Raw genomic sequence first — 3,902 nt, 5'->3', positions numbered from 1 at the left:
GAAATTTCTAACGAGGAAGAAAAAACTTTTGCTCCTGATTTCTGGAATAACGCCAGAGAAGCAGAACTAATTGTAAAGAACCTTAGAAATAAGAAAAAATGGATCGAGGACTACAATAAAGCCATCGAACTTACGGATGAATTACAACTTGCTTATGAGTTTTATAAGGAAGGAGAACTCACTGCTGAGGAACTCGATGAGCAACATCTAGCGACTGAAAACCATCTGGAAGCCATTGAATTCAAAAACATGTTATCAGATGAAGGTGATAGTTTAAGTGCTGTTTTGCAAATCACGGCTGGTGCCGGTGGTACTGAAAGTTGCGATTGGGCATCGATGCTCATGCGTATGTACATGATGTGGGGCGAAAAGTACGGCTATAAAATCAAGGAATTAAACTACCAAGAGGGAGAGGTTGCCGGTATCAAAACCGTAACGCTCGAGTTTGAAGGCGATTATTCTTTTGGGTATCTAAAGGGCGAAAATGGTGTGCATCGTTTGGTGCGTATTTCTCCTTTTGATAGCAATGCCAAGCGTCATACGTCCTTTGCTTCTGTTTATGTGTATCCGTTGGTGGACGATAGTATCGAAATCGAAATCAATCCTGCCGATATCGAAATTACGACCTCACGCTCTAGTGGAGCGGGTGGACAAAACGTAAATAAGGTAGAGACAAAAGTACAATTGTACCATAAACCAACTGGAATTCAGATTCAGTGTTCAGAAACCCGTTCTCAGCAAGACAACAGACAGCGCGCTATGCAAATGCTTCGTTCCCAATTGTACGAAATCGAATTGAAGAAAAAGCAAGAACAGCGCGCCGATATTGAAGCAGGAAAAATGAAAATCGAATGGGGTTCCCAAATTAGGAATTACGTCATGCAACCCTACAAACTGGTGAAAGATGTTCGAACCGGACACGAAACTAGTAACGTAGATGGTGTGATGGACGGACAAATTGATGACTTCCTAAAAGCCTACCTAATGATGATGGGGCAAAAAGAGGAAGAATAACTAATTATTTTTGCCCAACTTTATTTTCAATCGAATAGTTTACAACCCGACAGGAGCAATTTCTTGTCGGGTTTTTTATTTTTGGCTACGGTTACCCCTGTTTAGCTTACCAATTATTCTAAAACACAAACGGACGACAGTAATTTATTCACAAAAAAACAACCAAAAACATATTTTTAGTTAATCTTAGCCTTAGTATTCGTAAAGGATTTGGAAAACTAGTTTCTATTTCTTTTATTTGAATTCAATTAAACTATTTACAACCACACCACCTATGAAATCGTATTCTGTCCAAGAAATTAATGAAGTCCTTAAAGGAGAAATTGTTGGTAACACTTCACATCTTGTTACTGCACCCGAACAATTAGAAGCAGCAGCTGAAACTGAAATTTCATTTATTGGAAATAGAAAATACGAAAAAATCTGGGCGACATCTAAGGCTTGCGTTGCCGTGGTCAATGAAGATATCTCCATTGAACCTGGCGAAAACAAAGCTTTTATCAAAGTAAAAAATGCCGATTTAGCCATGTCGCAAGTGCTAGAGTTATTTGCACATCCTATGCCTGTTTTTTCAGTAGATATTCATCCTTCGGCAGTAGTCGATAATACAGCGACAATTGGTGCTGGTGCTAAAATTGGTGCCGGATGTTACATTGGTCCTGACGTAAAAATTGGTACTAACGCTATTCTCTATCCAAATGTTACGATTCTGGATGCTTCTACTATTGGTAACAATACCGTTATTTGGTCCAGTAGTGTGGTTAGAGAACGTTGTCACATTGGTAACGATTGCATCATCCATCCTAACGCAACGATTGGTGCAGATGGTTTTGGTTTCAGACCTTGCCCGCAAAGAGGTTTGGTTAAAATTCCGCAAATAGGAAACGTAATCATAGGCAACGGAGTCGAAATTGGAGCTAACTCCTGTGTCGATAGAGGAAAATTCAGCTCTACCGTTTTGGGCGATGGTTGTAAAATTGACAATTTAGTACAAATAGGACATAACAGTAAACTCGGTCGTTTTTGCATTATGGCAGGACACAGCGGTTTAGCAGGATCAGTAACCTTAGGCGATGGCGTTATCATTGGCGGAAGCGCTTCTATAAAAGACCATACTACTTTGGGAAGTGGGGCAACAATTGGTGCAGGCTCAGGCGTTGTAAGTGACGTTCCAGCCGGTAAAACGGTTTTAGGATATCCTGCAGTCGAAGCTCGTGATGCCTTGAAACAATGGGCCATTTTAAAAAGACTAGTTAATGATTCTAAGAAATAAACCACTAGAATTTATCATATTCATAAAAAAACAGAAGTTCGCTTCTGTTTTTTTATGTTTAAAGCGAAAATATTTTAGAATCGGTTCCAAATAATAAAAATTATTTCGATTGATTTTGTAATTTAGCACCAACTATTTATAACCTTATTACAACATGGATTTAAACTTCAACAAAAACGAAGATCACAATAAACTTTTATTATCACAGTTAAAACACAACCTTTCTAAAGTTAAATTAGGCGGTGGTGAAAAAAGAATTGCAAAATTACATGCCGAGGGAAAAATGACCGCCAGAGAGCGCATCGATTATTTGCTAGACCCAAAAGCCAAAGCTATCGAAATTGGTGCTTTTGTAGGCGAAGGAATGTACAAAGAACACGGTGGCTGCCCATCAGGTGGTGTTGTGGTTAAAATAGGATTTATCCGTGGCAAGCAATGCGTAGTCGTTGCTAACGATGCCACAGTAAAAGCAGGCGCTTGGTTCCCCATTACCGCCAAGAAAAACTTGCGTGCACAGGAAATCGCAATGGAAAACCGTTTGCCCATCATTTATTTAGTAGATAGTGCTGGAGTGTATTTACCAATGCAAGATGAGATTTTCCCTGACAAAGAACACTTTGGACGCATCTTTAGAAACAATGCGCAAATGAGCAGCATGGGAATCACCCAAATTTCGGCTATCATGGGTAGCTGCGTGGCTGGTGGTGCCTACTTGCCTATCATGAGCGACGAGGCCATTATTGTAGAAGGAACAGGAAGTATTTTCCTTGCCGGAAGCTATTTGGTAAAAGCCGCTATTGGCGAAACCATCGATAACGAAACTTTGGGTGGCGCAACAACACACTGCGAAATATCCGGTGTTACGGATTACAAAGCCAAGGACGACAAAGACGCCTTAGACAAAATAAAAAATATCGTTGATAAAATTGGAGACTACAACACCGCTGGTTTCAGCCGTGTGAAAGCCGAAAAACCAGCTTTAGACGAAAAAGAATTATACGGAATCCTTCCGAAAGCACGTAACGAGCAATACGATATGATGGACATCATCAATCGATTGGTGGACAACTCAGAGTTTGAAGCCTACAAAGACGGTTACGGACAAACGATCATCACCGGTTACGCTCGCATCGACGGTTGGGCAGTAGGAATTGTGGCCAACCAACGAAAAGTCGTGAAAACCAAAAAAGGCGAAATGCAATTTGGAGGCGTAATCTACTCCGATAGTGCTGACAAAGCCACTCGTTTCATCGCGAATTGCAACCAAAAGAAAATTCCACTAGTATTTGTACAAGACGTTACCGGATTTATGGTAGGGTCAAAATCAGAGCAAGGCGGAATCATTAAGGATGGTGCCAAAATGGTGAATGCCGTAAGTAACTCCGTAGTGCCTAAATTCACCGTGATTGTAGGGAACTCCTACGGTGCCGGAAACTATGCTATGTGTGGTAAGGCTTACGATCCTCGATTAATTTTTGCTTGGCCAAGCGCGGAGCTAGCCGTAATGGGAGGAACACAAGCCGCCAAAGTTTTGGCACAAATCGAAGCTTCGTCCTTGAAAAAAAGTGGTGAACTAGTCGATGCCGAAAAAGAAGCCGCGCTATTCGCTAAAATC

Annotated in this window: 3 protein-coding genes; all 3 read left to right on the top strand. The window is 41.0% G+C overall.

Features of this window, described 5'->3' with window-relative positions; all coding sequences use genetic code 11:
• On the top strand, positions 1-1,014 hold a 1,014-nt coding region (gene prfB / locus P8M54_RS05770), incomplete at its 5' end, for a peptide chain release factor 2 (protein WP_300286131.1).
• A 274-nt stretch (positions 1,015-1,288) separates the two neighbouring features.
• On the top strand, positions 1,289-2,287 hold the full coding sequence (gene lpxD / locus P8M54_RS05765; RefSeq protein WP_300286129.1) for a UDP-3-O-(3-hydroxymyristoyl)glucosamine N-acyltransferase: 999 nt from the start codon (positions 1,289-1,291) through the stop codon (positions 2,285-2,287).
• A gap of 154 nt (positions 2,288-2,441) precedes the next feature.
• On the top strand, positions 2,442-3,902 hold a 1,461-nt coding region (locus P8M54_RS05760), incomplete at its 3' end, for a carboxyl transferase domain-containing protein (RefSeq protein WP_300286127.1).

It is taken from the genome of Flavobacterium sp. (genome assembly GCF_029242675.1).
Classification (GTDB): Bacteria; Bacteroidota; Bacteroidia; order Flavobacteriales; family Flavobacteriaceae; genus Flavobacterium.
The sequence above is the reverse complement of the archived record's forward strand: the minus strand, read 5'-3'. Positions and strand labels throughout refer to the sequence as shown.

Coding starts and splice junctions, on each gene's coding strand:
- lpxD (WP_300286129.1), top strand. CDS start 1,289: ATGAAATCGTATTCTGTCCAAGAAATTAATGAAGTCCTTAAAGGAGAA.